This is a genomic window from Vibrio sp. RM-69-4, assembly GCF_024743775.1.
GTDB lineage: Bacteria > Pseudomonadota > Gammaproteobacteria > Enterobacterales > Vibrionaceae > Vibrio > Vibrio anguillarum.
The window spans coordinates 804,308-820,733 of the sequence record NZ_JAMQXI010000076.1 but is presented as its reverse complement, the minus strand read 5'-3'; the positions used below and the strand labels follow the sequence as shown (position 1 = coordinate 820,733).

Sequence of the window (16,426 nt, the reverse complement as noted above, 5' to 3'; positions counted from 1 at the left end):
TCACCCGGTGCTAAATTTGAATTCCGATGCTCTTCACACTCACATTCTTAGCGTTATCTTTTCCTATTTGGATATGAGTTAATGATTGATAGTCGATATTCAACACACTATACCAATATTGGTTTTGCCAATCAGTGCCTAGAACATTGGCAAGTATCATTCTGATTGTTCCACCATGAGCGATGATTAAAGTGTCTTGCTTGATCTCTTTAATCTGAGCCTCCCAAGCACGAGTTACACGCTGATGAAAATCGGCCAAGTTTTCTGCATTCGGTAGTTGATGTTGGGCCGGATTGGTCCACAAAGTTTCCACTACTGGCCACATCGATTGCAGTTCATCAAAGGCCACGCCATCGACGTCACCAAAATCCATCTCTTGGAAATCAGGCTCAATTTGGTAATCCAATTTCGGCTGCTGTAAAACCAGTTGCTGCGCTAAATCATGGCAACGGCGTAGCGGCGAAGTAATGATGTTTGAGAAGGAGTAAGGGGATCTCAGCAAAGTGTGAGCGATCTGCTCTTGCCGATGCGCTTCAACGAGCACATCTGTTTTACCATTGAGTGCAGGCCGACCGACGGTTTTACCGTGGCGCATCAAATAGAGATTGATCATAGTGAGCCTTTTAAAGCGGTGTCGTTTAGAGCACTGTCTTTTAAAACGATGTCTTTTAAAACAATCGGTAAGCCCGCCGCAATAAAGCTCACTCGGGTTGCTAACTTGGCTAGCGCTTGGTTAAGCCAGCCCGCGTTATCGACAAATAAGCGCGAAATCTCCCCCATCGGGATCACGCCAAGGCCCACTTCGTTAGCGACGATAACCAAAGTGGCGGGCGTTTGCTCAACGGCAAAACAGAGTTGCTCGACTCGCTTTTTTATCTCCGCTTCGTGAGCTTGCTGGCCATGGTTATAGATAACGTTATTCAGCCACAGCGTTAAGCAGTCCACCAATACCACATCATGTGCCGAAAAAGTGGCAATTAACTCAGGTAGTTGTTCAGGGCATTCGTGCTCTTGCCATTCCGACGTTCTTTGCTGCTGGTGGTGAGCAATCCTTGCCTGCATTTCATCATCAAACGCAATCGCGGTGGCAACATAGTTAAGCTGAGCCTGCGGCAGCCGCATTAGCAGGGCTTGGTGTTCTTGCTTTGCGGCCTGTTCAGCGAAACAAGACTTACCGCTACGCGCGCCACCCAAAATCAAATGCACCATTATTCAATCATTCCCATGCTCAAATAACCCAACCCAGCGAATACAATAAGCAGCAGATAGATCAGCAGTTCCATGATCTGTTGTGCAGCGCCAAGGCAATCTCCGGTGAAACCGCCAATACGCGCCATCAACCAAGCTTTGAAGAAAATACGAAAAACCACAGCAACCAATACTAGGCTCAGGCTTACCTGCCAACCAAACCATAACGCAGGCGCTAAGCCGCACAGCAGTAGAAAAATGAGCTCTGGAAGGGTTTGTTTATTGGCTAGCGGCTTGCTTTTGCTGCTATCGAGATCGCTTACATACGGCATATCGAAAATCAACGATGCCGCTATCGCACGGCTAAAACTGTAGCCTAGCACCCACACCATTAATACGTTGCCATAACCAAGTAGCGCCTCTAAAAAGAGAAACTTACACAGTAGCGCCATCACTAAACTGGCCGCACCATAAGTGCCAATGCGGCTATCTTTCATGATGCTCAAACGGCGCTCAGCCGTCATTCCTCCGCCAATGCCGTCCGCCATGTCAGTTAAGCCATCTTCATGAAACGCCCCTGTTAATAGCAAACTAGCCACCATCGTCAGTGCGATGCTTACCTCGTTTGGTAAAATCAGGATCAGCACACTGTAGATGGCACCGCAGATCGCGCCGAGTAATAGACCAACCAAGGAAAAATAGCGCCCAGATCGGTTCATTCGTTCACTGCAATAGGGCGTATTGTTAGGAATAGGAAGGCGCGAGAAAAAACTCAACGCCAACCAGAACAGCTCTAATTGATAAGCGAAAACGCGCAGCATTACACTGTCACTCCTGCGTCGGCAAAACTGGCCATGGTGTTGTAAAACTCGGCGGCCGCTTTGACCAAAGGTAGCGCTAATACAGCACCCGTTCCCTCACCCAACCTCAACCCTAAATTAAGCAGTGGTGTCGCGTTTAACTGTTCAAATACGCGTTGGTGGCCCGATTCATGGGACTGATGAGCAAAAATCATCAACTCGCGGCAATCCGGTTCAATAAGTGTGGCCACATACGCGGCTACCGTGACGATAAATCCATCCACCAGAATCGGCGTTTGCTGCTGGTAAGCGCCTAAAAATGCTCCGACCATTTGCACAATTTCAAAGCCGCCTACTTCCGCAAGGACCGTTTCTGGATCCAAACCACGGCAGCGTGTTACGCCTTGCTTCACCAACTGTATTTTTTTCTGATATTGCTGTGTTGAAATGCCAGTGCCGTAGCCAACACACTGTTCAACAGAATGTTTAGAAAGTGCCGCTAATATCGCAGAAGCGCTACTGGTATTGCCAATGCCCATTTCACCAAACATCACCATGTTGGACCCCGCACGGATCACCTGCTGCACGGCCTGATTGCCTAGCAATAGCCCTTGTTTCACTTGCTCTACAGACATCGCCGCTTGGCGAGCAAAGTTCTCCGTTCGGCTACCTAAGCGCTGCACAAGAAAGTGCGGATTGTCGCTTTCTACAGGGAGTAAAATCCCGCAATCTATTACTTTCATCTCGACTTGATTGCTGCGACAAAAACAGTTGATGGCCGCACCACCCGCCAGAAAGTTAAGCACCATTTGCTGAGTCACCGCGCTTGGCGCAATGCTAATGCCTTCATCTGCAATGCCGTGATCGCCAGCAAAGACCAATACTGTAGGCTTATGAATGGTGATCTGCTGAGTGGGCTGAGGCTGATTTTGACTTTGGATTAAGGCGAGCTGGTGTGCTAATGACTCAAGTTGGCCCAACGCTCCTAACGGTTTAGTTTTTTGATCGATTCTTTGCTGTATTGCTTGGCTATGATCTTGTTTTAACATTGCTTCTGGGCTCTTCCATGAAAAGAGAAGAGTTTACTCGTATTCGCTAGTATCGGCTAGGTTTTGCCTATTTGAGCCTAAAAAAACACCCCCTGTTTTCTACAAAATCAGGAGGCGTTTTTAGGTTTATATGGGCGCTATTGTCAAACAGACACGCCCACAAAGGCTGGTTTTAACCCATGAAAGACATGATTACGACAAGCTAAACTTCCCGGTATTCACATCCGACCATGCGGCCATAATCGCTTGCTGAGGCTGAGAAGCTAATCCATCCATAAAGTTGCTTTCTCCCACCTTAGGCGCGAAGGAACTCATCGCTTGAATGAGGTTGTCTAACGCATTATCAGTCAAACAGGTATATTCCTGCTCGCCTTGAGCGTCTTTTTCACCTAAACCGATAATAAGTTTGGCTCGATTATTTGCAAAATAATCATTGAAAGTCACACAACCTAACGCATCAAATAGCGTTTGATCGGAAGAGGTATCAGTATGGCGTGCCATAGAGATTTTCAGATCGTAACCACTACGCTCAAACCATAAACGGTTCCAATCAATACCGTTGAAGATGATGTTTTCACCTTGGCGAATATCTTCAACCACGTTATCGATCACCTCACCACTGACCACAAAACTGTCTACGCCAGCACCGCCTTTGAACGTATTTTGGTAACCCCCAAGCACCATGACATCGCTACCTTCACCACCGTTTAATGTGCTGAATTTTGAGATGGCGGCGGCAATTAAGTAATCCTCGCCCTCGCCAGCATTAATCGAAGCATGGTAACCCATCAGTTTGACTTCATCGTTTCCTTGGCCAGCATCAATTCGGTTGTGATTGCCAAAGACTCTCGCAAAGTCATTGCCTGCACCAAGATCAAGTTGGTTGTTATTACCGATGGTTACAGCAAAGTCTTGATCGTCTCCCATGTCTACACGGTTGAAGTTACCTGAAGTGACCGCATAGTCATTACCTGACCCCATGGTGATCTCACCACCTTCGCCAAAGACAAAGGATTGATCATCACCCGCGCCCATAAAGACGTGGTTAATGCGTCCGGCCACAACTGCCGTATCATTACCATCACCGCCGAACATCATGTTCTCGCGACCCATTAAAACGCCCATATCGTGGCCTTCACCGCCGGTGAAAATATTGGAGACTCCCGTTGCGTAGAACACATCGTCTCCACGTCCTCCCCAGAAGTTATTATTGTCGCCTAGATAAGCACCGAGATCTTTACCGTCACCACCCCAGTTGAAGTTGTAATTACCCAGAGAAACGTTCATATCGCCATCCCCTTGCAAATGCCCACTGTTACGAAGGAAATCAAACGTTTTATCCTTCATATTGAGCAAATCGGCGGTGAGATTCTGCTTCAGATTACTGACCAATGATGCCATCTCTGCCTGCTTATCTTTGCTAAACATGGTGGCAAATAAATTGGGCAAATTGAGCGCATTAAAACCAAATGCGCGCTCTGGTTTGGTTTCTTCAACAGTGGCTGATACGTTTTCCGTTGCCGCAGGCGCGCCATTGAGAGTCACTTGCGCTGTATCGTTTTCCTCTGGTGCTTTCTCTTTCAGTCCATGACTTTCAGCAAAGGATTGAAGACCATCAGCACCCATATCGATTCCCGCTTTGAGGCTATCTAGCAATTTTTCTGGGTCAGTAAATGCGCTGAGCTGCTCACCACCAAACTCGCCAATCACTTCTAGCATCTCTTTTAAAATGGCAACGCCATCTACCGCTTCATCAGTACGAGAGACTATTTTGCCATCAGCGGTGTAATTGACACCGAAGATATCACCTAAAGTCGTCTCTGCACCGACCTCAGCAAATTTACCCAGCAGCTTATTCTTAAGCTGACGAGGCAAGTCTTGCGGATTATAGGTAAAGGTCGTTTGAGCCATTCCCGTTGCTGAGAATTGCTGGGTTAACACGCCAAACAATGAACCGAGATTGGTATCCAAAATCGCTTGGATGTTGTCTCCGAACATAAAGTTCCAGTTGCCCGTGGTGACCTGAATATCGGCTCCTTGACCACCGACCGCGAAGTTAAAGGCCAACTTCTCGTTCATTTGACGGAACTTATCCGCACGGCTCATCTTGCCAGTATCATTATTACTATTGCCACTTAGCCACTGGTTGTACTTTTTATTCAACGTTGCTTCAGCGTCAGACTTCAAGCCGCGGCTGCTGCGCTCATTCTGAGAGTCCAAATCAACCAAACTGCTGTAGTCAACACTGCTAGTTTGATCGAGACCGGACATCTCTTTGACAAATTTTTTCGCACCAGAGAGTGTCCACTGCTGTTCTTGAGCCGCTAACCAATCGGCACCCTTTCCTGATTGTGCGATGCTTTGTAATACTCCTGAAATACGTGATGCACCATCAAATGGATTGACCAGTGGCGGTGTCGGGATCGACTTATCCATCATCACGATAAGGTCATTACTGCGACCCATATTGAAACTTACGTTGCGGTTACCCATAAACATTTGAGCACCTTCAAGCGCCTGATAACCAGCGATGTCGACACTATGTTTGCTGTCACCATTACCAATATGAACCATGACATTGTTGTCACCAAAGGCCAGCGACTTAAAGCCACCCGTGCCGACTTTAATGCCCACGTTCGATGTGCCCCAGTTCACTGCCGTAAACTCACCATCACCCACATTGACTTGAATGTTACCTGAGTAGCTGAGTTTATTGTTTGCAGAAGAAGATGAGGTTTCTGTCTCCGCTTTGCGTTTTTCTGGCGCATCAAACACATCATTGTTGTCACCGATTGCACCACGCGCTGGCTCGTCAACGTCGCTGACACCAATACGAGAGAGATCGATGTCGCCTTCCGCAATACCGTTGCGAATACGTTCATCCTTGGCAACAACTTCACCTTGCTCGTCCCAGCTTAGCGACACTTTGTTGTTTTCTGCTTTTTGGACCCAATCGCCATTCGCGTCCTTGGTATGTTTACGCCCTGCCTCGTCTACGGCCAGTTCAGAACTGCGTACAGAGACATCGACACGAAGACCATTCGCATCCATCGCGTTAATAAACTGATGACCAAAGCCTTTTTGCTTATCGTCACTCACCAAAGAACAACCAACAATACTGATATGATCAGGCTTATTGTTGATGTTTTCCGCTTGGCCGAATGCCTGCTGGAACTTGGCCAATTTCACTGCAAGTTCATCGGCACTGTAGCCACTTAAGCGAGTGTTGTTATGTTCTGAATCATCACGCCCATGGCCAACCAATTGCCAACGTAGCTTTCCATCCAGCTTTGACGGATCGCCATACACCACGCGATAGTTGCCGTCTGAATCGATCTGCACCACCACACTGCTTTCTGGGTGCTTACCCGCAAGGTTCGCAGCGGCTTTTGCAACGACATCATCGTTCTCCATTTGCACGATGATTTGACCATCAAAACGGCTTTCACCGCCGTCCGCTGTCGGAGTCACAACAACATGTTCCCAGTCATTCACATTTTGGTTGTGAAGTATCTTTCCACCAGCCAATGCTTCTTTCGTATCATCTACAGCTTTTGCATTGCCATCGACATCTAAAGCACCGGGCTTTTTAATCGGTGTAGCGTCAAACACAGGTAAATCGAGGATCCCCTGCATGGTGGTCTTATCACCAAAGGTTGGCTTGTAGCTTGCTAACGTGTTGCCATCCATTACCACCACGCGGTTGAAGATTGCTTCACCTGCGTCGTTTTTACCCAGCTTATAGCTTTGAGCCATGTTCAGATCGGACTTGCCGAAGAAACGCGTTAGGTAGTCGCCAAACTTCTCTGCTGATGAGAACTCAACAATACCAGCATTTGGATCGTAGAAGCCGTAAACACGATCGTCGCCTGAGCCTTTTGCCCAAGCTGCCATCGCATGCCCCGGAGCATCAAGTTCCAACAACACAGGTTTGCCGTTAGCCGATGCATCAGTGATTTTCTCAACCACACCGTTTACGGTCAGCGCTTGCTTCCCTTCCAGCTTTTCCTGCCACACTTTCATCGACGTATCATGCATTGGGTTCTTCGCATGAATGGCCGCTAAGCTGCTGAGCAACTTGCTTGCATTGGCTTTTTCACTGTCTGAGTAAAGGGTTGGATTGCTCAGCACCGCTGCCGCAGAGTACATCTTCTCCAGCAGTTGTCTTGCCACGCCAACTTGACCATCGTTTTCCAGCTGTTTCGCAACCAAAACGAGTTTAGAAAGTGGATCACAACGTCCACCAAAACCGTCATTCGATAGGTTCAACAGCATTAACTGTGGCGCGAGCTGTTCAGTCGCTTTCGCATCCACCACGCCAGCAGAAGCAATCTCACGGAACAATCGGTTGTACTTCTCAGACTTGTTCTGGAACGTCACTTTCAGTGCACGACTTTCGATTTCCCAAGCAAGCGCACCTTTTTGCTCTGCGCTCCAGTTGCCTTTAACAAACAGATCCACCAGTTGCTTGATGCTCATATCTGAGCGGAAGCCGTCAACGATCTCCTTCGCATGGTCGTTTTTGTAACCATTTAGGAAATCTTTAGTGGTACGAATGTCTTTCGATTTACCCGGTACGCTCGTATCAGGTTTCAGCGCGTCGCCATAGCGTTTAAAGTCTTTCTCTAGCCCTTTCAGCACTTCGCCCGCTTCTACCGCTGCTTGCTCTGCATTAAACAGACCGGAGACAATTTGATCCGCGTACTGCCCCATCAAGCTGTTGCTCGCTTCGTGGCCATAGAAGGTTTGTTCACCCGTGACGTTGTAGCCAGCAATCGCGAGTTTAGCTCGTAGCTTCTCGCCTTCTTCGCCTAAACCTTCGTTGTCCGTTAGCAGCAGAATCGGCGTCTCTTTTGGCAAGCCTTTTAGGTTCTTCTCCACTGAGAACTGACCGTTAACCGCTTTCGCGATAGCCCCTACAATGCCCGCTGGATTCGCCACTTCATGAGCGGTGATGGCTTTGGTCATGCTTGGCATAGGACGGTCGAGCAATAAGCCAGAAACCGTTTGACCATTTTGCACAGCATAACGTGCTAAATCTGCAGCAATCGGGCCACCCATTGAGTAGCCATGAATGATGATGTTGCTCGGGTCAATGCCCTTGTCATTCACTAAGTACTTGAACATGGTGCGCGCGTCTTGGTACAAGCCTTTTTCACTTGGTCCGCCGTCACTTTCACCATAGCCACGCAGGTTGACTGCGAGCATGTCGATACCTTGTTTCTGATAGTGGCTGCGAATCGCACTCGCTTGTTCTTCAGAAGAAGAACCAGAACCGTGCAGGAACAACACGACTTTACCGCTGGTCGCGCTCGTTTCAGTGTCGCTTGATACAGCTCCCTGATGATAGTACCCCGTTAGACGGCCCGATTCCCCTTTCAAGGTGACTTTCTGCGATTCACCTTGTTCTACCGCATGGTCAAGTAGGGTTTGCGTGATTTCGCCAATCTTACGGCGAGCTTCTTTATCGCCATACAACTCGTTATTGAGGAAGCGAGTCAATGGGCTCAGAGATTCTTTATCGCGCGGTGGCGTACCATCATTTTCGATGGCGACGGTTTCTTTCTGCTTCTCGTTGCCTGATAGAGCATCAAGGACATCGCTTACTTGATGACTTTGCTTCTTAGCCACGATTTCTAACTGGGCCTCTTGTAACGCTTGACCAAAGTTAAATAGCTCGGTCGGCGTCCAAACACCAAACTTAGGCAGCCATGTGTGACCAATGAGTTTATCTGCCCCACCCGCTTTCAACACTTTAGCAACTGTGCTGGAGCAGTTTTTGGTGAGCAGTTGATAACGCGCATCCGGGTCGTTACTTAGACGATGCCATTCTGCCTGCATTGCCGCAGTATCAAGCCCTTCTAAGTTAATGCGGAATACACGGCCTTGATCCGCTTCGCTTGCTTTGAACGCTTTAATCTCCTCTAGCGCTCTTTCAGCAAACTGACGAACCACATTAGCGATGCGTTTTTCCACTAGGGCAGGATCACCACTTGCTTGAGCTTGTTTCTGTAGCTCTTCCGCAAAACGGTTTGCTACATCCATCATGTCGTAACTGGTGTCATTCCACTGTTCAACGAATGGTTGGAATACATGTGCTGGAATGCCTGTCGTTTCAAGTATATCCGGGTTGCCCAGTAGCACACTCGCATAACCTTCAGAAGCGTCTTTGTACGAAGCATCAATGCCTTTAGCGGCATTGAGTTTTTCGATAAAGCGTTTCAGCTTAGTTTCGCCGTCATTCAAACCAAAGCCATCGTTTTCTTCTGACACCATATCATGCTCAAGTGTGTCATTTTGATGAGCTGGTTGGCTGAAGTCGCTCCAACGCAATTTAAGATCAGGCTGATTTTTTGTTGCAACGTTGAAGATATTACGGATATTGGATGACTTGCTACCTAGTGGCCACCAACTCACATAATTCTGCTTGTTGAAATCAGCCGCGGCTTGACCTTCAAGCTGCGTGCGACCTTGGCCAATTTGCAATGCGGCGTGACCTAGTGTGCTGTGATCACTCGGCTTCCAGATGTACATGGTCGCGCTCACTGGCGACATGTGCTGTTCAATCGCTTGGTGTACTTTGTTTAACCCAGCGATATCAATACCTTTACCATCTTTGGCAAGATCGTTTGCAGAAAACCCAGCGAAGATAGTATCGGCAACAGCTTGACCATATTCATGACTTACGGCTACTTTTACTTTGTCAAGTACAGCATCGCTACCGCCTAGCTGATCGATATTGGCAAGATTACCTTTGCCCTTAGTGACGAAATCGCCATTTCCATCCAGATACAGATGTTTACTCTCCTTCAAGTTGGCGTTATCAAGCTGGTCATACAGACGGCTAAAGCTATCGTGAGTTTTGATGCTTTGCTCAGAGGCTGCAAGAACCGAGACTTCCTCTAAACGCACATTCACTTGGTTTAACAGTGAACTCATAGCCTCAACGCGGCCAGAATCGGGGTGACCGAGTAGGTAGCCTTCAACCTGTTTACGTAGGTTGAGCAGTTTTTCCACAGATTCCAGTTCATAGTCTGCGTGTTCAATCGTACTCGCATGGTACTCAGTCAGAGCGTCGATTACTTGTTGGTAACTTTCACCACGGATCTTCCCTGTAACACTGGCAGCATCGAGTAATTCGGTGACAGACATCAATTCTGCTTTGGTGTTGTACTTCCAAGCGCCCTCTTCTTTTTGTGCCAAAACACGCGTGCGACCCTCATGATGTGAGATAACCTTGTTATCCACCAAAAAGAGCTCATCGGGCATTTGTTCAAAATTATCGAAGTTGGCCAAAATGAAACGCTCAATGGCTTTTTGTTGAGCCACATCTTCTAGATCATCAAGAATAATGGTCTTGCTATTGTCATCTGTGCCAGGCCAAGCACGCACTTCAAAACCTTCATCCCCTTCTTGCACTAATAGATTTCGTTCGGCACGGAGTGAGTAGAATGGCAGAGATTCACGCAACATGTTGTCGATGGCGTTGCCACCCAATGCTATATCACTGGATGCCTCACCAAGACCTTCAAGATTCACCCCTGAAATACGAATCTCTTTTCGAGCCAAATCCTGAGGGGCTGTTGTTGGCACAACAATGCTGTCGGCGTTTGTCTCAGTGAACATCGAAGTGACAGAACTACCCGTATTTTTCGCTCGAATTCCTGCGTTAATTTGCAGGCGGTTGACTGCATTGGTCGCACCTTCTAAGGCTTCTAGCTCTTGCTCGCTCAAGCCTTCGCTAAAGCGGCCATCAGCGTTTGTTTGACTGTCAGCGTTGATATGGCGGCCCGCAGCACCAGCGGCTTCGACGCTATGTGCTTGACCTACAAGGCCGCTGCCCGCCACACCTTGACGATCAGGGCGATCGCTTTCGTTTTGCTTAGCCCCTTTCGCATCATTCTGCACTTGGTTGGCTTTATGTTCCGCGTTCATCGCATCGCGATCACCACGCGATTGCGCATCGTTTGCGGCACTGTGTGCGTCAGATTCGGCTTGTTTCGCGTTATTGCCTTTTGCCAAAGCATCAGCTTTACGTTTTTCAGCATCAGTTTTAGCATCAGCAATGTCTTGCTCTGCACCCGCCAGGTTTTGCTCACCTTTTGCGACGCCCGCTTCCGATTGTGCAACCGAATCTTTGACTTTATTTTGATTGTCCGCGTGCGTCTGTTTCGCGGCAGCAATCTGCTCACGAGAAACCTGTGTTGCATTGTCCAATTGGCTTTGAACACCATCAAGCAAGCCACCGGCAAAATTGTTGCACCATTGGTCGCCCGACTCACCCGTATGCGTGGCTTTGTCATCGAGCACATCGAGACCTTGTGCCAGTTCGGTCAACTCAGCCGTCACGGCTTCCGACTCTTCTTTCACTGCATCGCGCTGCGCTTGACCATTATTTTCCAGAGCTTGTTGGTCGGTAGATTCCAGTTGGCTTTGCGAACCTGCGACAGCATCGAGCTGTTTCTGCTTTTCTTTTTCTAGACGCTGGCGATCCGCTTCTGCGCGCTCTTTGTCTGATAGAGCATTCTGCGACGCTTGATTTTGCGTTGCATGCTCACTCACCGCATTAGTTTGCTGTGGCGTTTCTGATTTCGCCACTACGTTATCGAGGATGTAGCCCAGACCATCATTGTGGCCTGTGCCTTTGAATTCGATACGGTTACTGCCAGCATGTGCGGTCAGTTTTAAGGTTTTTTGCTGCCAAGCAGATTCGTCACCAGACGATGAGAAAACCACTTCGCCGTTCCAGAGAACGTCAATGCCTTCGTTATTAGAAATGCCTGCACGTTTTGCAAAATCAAAGCTCACAGCAATGACTTCGCCTTCCGTAAGATCGGTCAGATCTTGAAAAATGGTTGTGTTGATGTAGGTGTCAAGCTCACTGACTCGGTTGCCGTGTCCTTCACTTGCAACGCCATAACCGTTGGCAGAAAAACCTGCTTCAATACCGTTAGAGGCCCTCCAACCGTACTCCCCCTGCTCAAAATCGCCATTGACGATCAAGTTAGGCGCGGACCGCTGAGATGAGTCGCTGCTGAGCGCATTTTGCATCTTGTTGAGATCTGGAGTATCTACCTTAGTGACACTGCCTGTGAGGCTATCACCCAAGTCCGAGCCCACTTCTTCAATCGCCTCCATTTGGAAGCCATCCAGCTTGGTGATTTCAGGTGTCGCAATCGCACCACGGCCTTTATGCGTGCCGGATGATGATGCTTCATCGCCTTGCACTAAGTAGTTGATTGCTTGGCTACCACCGACACCAAGTATGGTTTGCTTGATGTTATCAAACAGGGCGGAGAGCTTGTTGCTACTGGTGTTGCTCGACGCGACCGCCAAACTGTAGAAATCACCATTACCGATTTTGATCGCCACGTTGTTTTGAGCGTAAGAAGCATTAACCCCTAAACCATCACCAACATGAATATTGGCGTTGGCTTTACCTTTCATAACCGCGACGTTCAAACCATCGCCGATTTTGGTATTGACGTTGTATTGGCCCCAAGCAACATTGACCGAAATACCGTCACCAACCACGGTGTTAATATTGGCATCACCATAAGCGGCGGTGACGTTTAGGCCATCTCCTACTCGAGTCGTTACGTTCGCTTTACCTTTCGCGGCGGTCACCTGCATACCATCACCGACTTTGGTGACGATGTTGCCCTTACTCCAAAGTGCGTTAAAGCTATCGCCATCACCCACTTGAGTCACGATGTTGGCTTCACCTTTGGCTAGCACAACATTTCGGCCATTACCCACTCTGGTGATAACGTTAGCTTTGCCCCAAGCACCGGTATAATCATCACCATCACCCACATGGGTAATGATATTGGCTTGACCTTGCACGACAGAGACTTCTTGACCATCGCCCACTTTGCTGATGACGTTGGCTTCACCTTTGGCAAAGTTATAGCGATCACCGTCGCCCACTTGGGTAAACACGTTTGCTTGACCCCAAGCCACGTTAACACCCAAACCATCACCGACTTTGGTAATGATGTTTGCCTTGCCCTTGGCAATACCAATGGTCGTGCCATCTCCGACATGAGTCATCACGTTGCCGATATCGGAAATCAACAACCCTACCGTGGTGCCTTCGCCCACTTTGGTGAGGATATTGCCTTTACCAGCCAATACCGCTGCGGTGGTTGCATCACCAACATGGGTCACGACGTTGGCTTTTGCTGCCGCCACAACCCCCATGAAATCATCACCCACTTTGGTGACGATATTGGCTTCGCCCAGTGCTAAGACACCGGTTAAACCATCGCCGACATGCGTCATGATGTTCGCTTTACCGAACATCGCCGCCAGCGTTGTGCCGTTACCGACTTTGGTCATCACGTTCACTTCGCCCGCAAATATTCCTAAGCTGGTTCCATCACCGACATGGGTGTAGATGTTAGCTTTACCGACCATCAGCGCAGCGGTGAGATCATCGCCCACTTTGGTCATAATGTTGGCTTGACCGATCATTGCAGCAAACGTGCTGCCACTGCCTACGTGAGTGAAGATGTTGGCGTTACCCACCATAGCCGCAAGTGTGGTTCCATTACCGACTTTAGTTGCTATGTTGCCTTTGGCCAACATAAGCGCCACCGACATGCCATCACCGATATGGGTGAAGACGTTAGCTTCGGCCACCATTAACGCGAGAGCATCACCGTTGCCCACTTTGGTAAAGACGTTACCAAGGCCGCCCATCAGTGCCCAAGCATTCCCTTCGCCCACATGGGTAAAGATATTGCCTGCACCAATCATGACTGCAATGGATGTTCCATCGCCCACTTTAGTGAAGATGTTGCCTGCGGCGCCCATTACACCAAGGGTTTGGCCATCACCAACATGCGTTAGCACGTTGCCAACACCAAGCATAATGCCTGTCGTGTCGCCATTCCCGACTTTCGTTAGGATGTTCGCGCCGCCTACCATGACACCAGTTGTGGTGCCATCACCGACATGGGTGAGTACGTTAGCGCCTCCGCCCATCACAGCAAGGGTGTTGCCTTTGCCTTTTTTGGTGAGAATATTTGCGCCGCCGAGTGCCACCGCCGTGGTATTCGATAATTGATCATCACTGCTGATATGGGTAATCACGTTCGCACCACCCAGCATGCCCGCCGTGAGTTCACCATCACCCATTTTGGTCAGTACGTTTGCGCCACCAGCCAGTACCGAAGCCACATCGCCTTGACCGACTTGCGTCATGACATTGAAACCGCCAGCCGCTAGCCATAGTGCATCACCACTACCGATTTGCGTGTGCGTGTTATAGCCGCCCAGTAGAGTAACTCGACTATTGCCTTGGCCTTTCTGTACCGAGATGTTGCCGTAAGCCAATAAGTGAGCCAGATAGTCACCGTTACCGACACGAACCAGCACGTTCAACGCACCACCCGCGTAAACATCCATCTTGCCTTGCTGACTTTGGTGCACTAATACGTTTGCCAAACCTGCGCCGCGGAAGGTGAGATCCCCTTCTTCGCCACTTTTGACAATCACGTTAGCCGCGCCTGCACCGTTAAATTCAGTGTTACCAAACTGAGAGCTATGCAGGATCAGGTTGGCAAGACCGCCACCGTTAAAGTAAACATGACCGCGTGTTACGTTGGATTTAATAACGTTACCGCCACCGACACCATTGAAATGAACATCGCCAGAGCTTTCGCCGCTATCACTTACGGGTTTGAATAAGGTCTGATCCGTGTATTCGTCGATATCGGCCACGGTTTCGCTGGTACTTCTTACCGCGTTAACGCTGTAATGCAAGTCGCTGAGCGAGTAGCCCCCTTTGCCCATTGGGTTATACCCAGTTGCAGACGAAATATCTTGGTTGGCTATATTGGCAGTGTGATCACCTTCTTTATACCAAGAGCGAGCTTGATATTTCAGCGCGCCGGTTTCGGCATCGTTAGCCAGCTCAACCACTACAATTTTTGTGTAAGGCCCAAGCACTTTAGCGTAAACATAAGTGTTGGGTTTGCGGTTTGATTTCACCGCTTTGACATCAACCTTAGTGCCATCAGCATAAATCGCGTGACCACCCATTTTGGCATCCGACAATGACACATCTTTTGCATCAATCACCGCGCCATTGGCGTAAGTCACCCACTCATATTCAGTCAGGCTTTTCTCAACCGCATGAACAGTCACTGATTGCTGATGTTCAATGGCAATATTAGAAAGGGTGTAACCACCGTTGACTGGATTGGACTCAAAGCCACCTGAAGAAGAAACATCGGAATGAGCAAGATCGGTTAAGTGATTACCCTGCTTGAACCATGCCTCTGAGTAGTACTTGAGTTTGCCGGATTCAGCATCGTTATAGAGACGGATTTTGTTGATTTTGGTGTAAGTACCATCTGCAATAGCGAACAAATAAGTATTTGGCTCTCGCTCTGATTTTACAGCGTTAACCGAATGAAACTTGTTGCCGTTATCAATCGATAAACCGTGCATCTGTGCGGCAGTGAGAACGATCTCATCCGCTTTGGCATATTCCATACCTTGAGCATCAAAGTCGCCGCCACTACCTTTACGAGTAATGGTGTTATAAGCACCGCCGCCCGAGAAGTGAATATCACCATGTGCCACATCAGAGTAAAGGCTGTTGTAACCACCCACACCTTCGAAGCGAATATTACCGCGTGTTTCGGTATACACATCGTTCGCATTGTGCGTACGCTCAATTCGGTTGGATGCCCCGGCACCCGCTAGGGTAATATCCCCAACCTTGCCTTTGCGAACCAAATGGTTATCCGCACCAGCTCCACTAAAGTGCAGGTTACCGCTTTCAACACGTGAGCTAATACTGTTAGCAACCCCCGCGCCGACAAAACGCACATCACCTTGAGATCCTTGATACTGGTTAAACCAAGTACGATCGATTTTATTGCCCGCACCTGCACCTTCGAAACTCAAGTTTCCATGATTGGTTTCATGCCAGATAGCGTTGTAGCCACCAGCACCTTGGAAAGAAACATGGCCTGATAACCCTTGGCGCTTAATGTGGTTGTAAGCCGCAGCACCTGCGTAGCTGATGTTGCCATGCTGGCCGTCATGACCAATGTCTACACCACCAGCAGCACCTGAAAATGAGAGATTACCGTCTCCGTTTTTCTTGATATCAGCATAACCCGCAGCGCCTCGAACGCTCAGGTTCCCCGTCGTATCCTCAACTTTTAGATAGCCGGCCCCCGCCGATACCGTATCGTTACCTGAACCGGTATATACCGTGGCTCCGATCGACCCCAGATGAATATGATCATCTCCGCCATAAGCATGAATTTCGCCGCCAAAACCGATGGCAACAATGTCGTTATTTCCATCGTCGGCGGAATAATTTCCGGTGAAGAAGTATTCGACACTTCTCCAAAATGGTTTTCCCAT

General features: G+C 48.7%; 5 protein-coding genes. All 5 read right to left on the bottom strand.

Going from position 1 to position 16,426, the window contains the following annotated elements:
• Positions 1 to 10 precede the first annotated feature (10 nt).
• Positions 11 to 613, bottom strand: a complete 603-nt coding sequence (locus NB504_RS15910) for a histidine phosphatase family protein (protein WP_047691735.1) — start codon at positions 611 to 613, stop codon at positions 11 to 13.
• Positions 610 to 1,209, bottom strand: a complete 600-nt coding sequence (gene cobU, locus NB504_RS15905; protein ID WP_094133604.1) for a bifunctional adenosylcobinamide kinase/adenosylcobinamide-phosphate guanylyltransferase — start codon at positions 1,207 to 1,209, stop codon at positions 610 to 612. Before cobU ends, NB504_RS15910 begins: the two co-directional genes overlap by 4 nt.
• Positions 1,209 to 2,009, bottom strand: coding sequence for an adenosylcobinamide-GDP ribazoletransferase (locus NB504_RS15900; RefSeq protein ID WP_017048661.1), 801 nt, complete (start codon positions 2,007 to 2,009; stop codon positions 1,209 to 1,211). Before NB504_RS15900 ends, cobU begins: the two co-directional genes overlap by 1 nt.
• Positions 2,009 to 3,037 carry a nicotinate-nucleotide--dimethylbenzimidazole phosphoribosyltransferase gene (cobT, locus tag NB504_RS15895; RefSeq protein ID WP_258429281.1) on the bottom strand — a complete coding sequence of 343 codons (1,029 nt, stop codon included), beginning with the start codon at positions 3,035 to 3,037 and terminating at the stop codon, positions 2,009 to 2,011. Before cobT ends, NB504_RS15900 begins: the two co-directional genes overlap by 1 nt.
• Positions 3,038 to 3,229: 192 nt before the next feature.
• Positions 3,230 to 16,426 (bottom strand): MARTX multifunctional-autoprocessing repeats-in-toxin holotoxin RtxA, encoded by a 13,197-nt coding sequence (gene rtxA, locus NB504_RS15890; RefSeq protein ID WP_258429280.1) that lies wholly within the window; start codon positions 16,424 to 16,426, stop codon positions 3,230 to 3,232.

Excerpts from the sequence above, each read along its gene's own strand:
- NB504_RS15910 (WP_047691735.1), bottom strand. The coding sequence starts at position 613 with ATGATCAATCTCTATTTGATGCGCCACGGTAAAACCGTCGGTCGGCCT.
- cobU (WP_094133604.1), bottom strand. The coding sequence starts at position 1,209 with ATGGTGCATTTGATTTTGGGTGGCGCGCGTAGCGGTAAGTCTTGTTTC.
- NB504_RS15900 (WP_017048661.1), bottom strand. The coding sequence starts at position 2,009 with ATGCTGCGCGTTTTCGCTTATCAATTAGAGCTGTTCTGGTTGGCGTTG.
- cobT (WP_258429281.1), bottom strand. The coding sequence starts at position 3,037 with ATGTTAAAACAAGATCATAGCCAAGCAATACAGCAAAGAATCGATCAA.
- rtxA (WP_258429280.1), bottom strand. The coding sequence starts at position 16,426 with ATGGGAAAACCATTTTGGAGAAGTGTCGAATACTTCTTCACCGGAAAT.